The 1,336-nt window shown below is 63.2% G+C and carries 2 protein-coding genes; both read right to left on the reverse strand.

Going from position 1 to position 1,336, the window contains the following annotated elements; all coding sequences use genetic code 11:
* Positions 1 to 295: hypothetical protein (locus EN994_RS31765; RefSeq protein WP_127308167.1), on the reverse strand; the 295-nt coding region annotated here is incomplete at its 3' end.
* Positions 296 to 512: 217 nt separating this feature from the next.
* Positions 513 to 1,336: aldehyde dehydrogenase family protein (locus tag EN994_RS31770; protein WP_127308168.1), on the reverse strand; the 824-nt coding region annotated here is incomplete at its 5' end.

Genomic DNA, 1,336 nt, shown 5'->3' on the forward strand with positions numbered 1-1,336 from the left:
TCCCTGGCAAGGCAGCCGCCGCCATCAACGAACCGTCCCAGCCTTCGCCCGCCGTGATGACGCAGCTCTGACCATGCGTGTCGGTGGCAAGGATCGTCCAGGTGCCCTGGTCGGAGACGAATATCTCAAGAATGACGCTCGGGTTGACCAGGCCGCGCGCAGCCTCGCTTTCGTGGAATTTTTCCCCGAGCGCTTTGATCATATCCGCACGGGCTGCGCATTGCTCCGCCATCGCCGGGACGGCGGCAAACGCGGAAACCGCCGCGAAAAATAGCGTTGCCACAAGACGGGTCATCTGACACCTCCTTGCGCCAGACGATGTCCCCGAAGCTGTCGCCAGCGCCGTTGCTTGATCTGCCGTACCTCCTTGCGGCAGGACTGCAAACCAAGACGGCAGATGCCCACTTGGTTCCATCACATTAGCGTTCACGCAGATAGGGTCGTCGCCGGACTGCAAAAAAGCCCGGGCGCGAGCGCCCGGGCCTCAAATTCAAAATCAATCTGTTGTCCGGTCAGTTCATCGTCGGGATGACGAATTCGGCACCGTCCTTGATCCCGGACGGCCAGCGCGAGGTCACCGTCTTGGTCTTGGTGTAGAAACGGAACGCGTCCGGGCCGTGCTGGTTGAGGTCGCCGAAGGAAGACGCCTTCCAACCGCCGAAGGTGTAGTAGGCGATCGGCACCGGGATCGGCACATTGATGCCGACCATGCCGACCTGGACACGGCTTGCGAAATCGCGCGCGGCATCGCCGTCACGAGTGAAGATGGCGACGCCATTGCCCATCTCGTGGTCGTTGGCGAGCTTGATCGCGCTCTCATAGGTCGGCGCGCGCACAACCGACAGCACCGGCCCAAAGATCTCTTCCTTGTAGATGCGCATGTCCGCGGTGACGTTGTCGAACAGGCAGCCGCCCATATAGTAGCCGTCTTCATAGCCCTGCATGGAGAAGCCGCGGCCGTCGACGACCAGCTTGGCGCCTTCCTTGACGCCGGTGTCGACATAGCCCTTGACCCGCTCCAGGGCTTGGCGCGTCACCAGCGGGCCGAAATCGGCGGAAGAGTCGGTCGAAGGACCGACCTTCAGGCTTTCGACGCGCGGGATCAGCTTTTCCATCAGCCGGTTGGCGGTGTCGTTGCCGACCGGGACGGCAACCGAGATCGCCATGCAGCGTTCGCCGGCCGAGCCGTAGCCGGCGCCGATCAGCGCGTCGACCGTCTGGTCCATGTCGGCATCGGGCATGATGATCATGTGGTTCTTGGCGCCGCCGAAGCACTGCACGCGCTTGCCGGCGGCCGTGCCGCGCGAATAGATGTAGTGGGCGATCGGCGTCGAGC

Source organism: Mesorhizobium sp. M7A.F.Ca.CA.002.09.1.1, from assembly GCF_003998555.1.
GTDB lineage: Bacteria > Pseudomonadota > Alphaproteobacteria > Rhizobiales > Rhizobiaceae > Mesorhizobium > Mesorhizobium ciceri.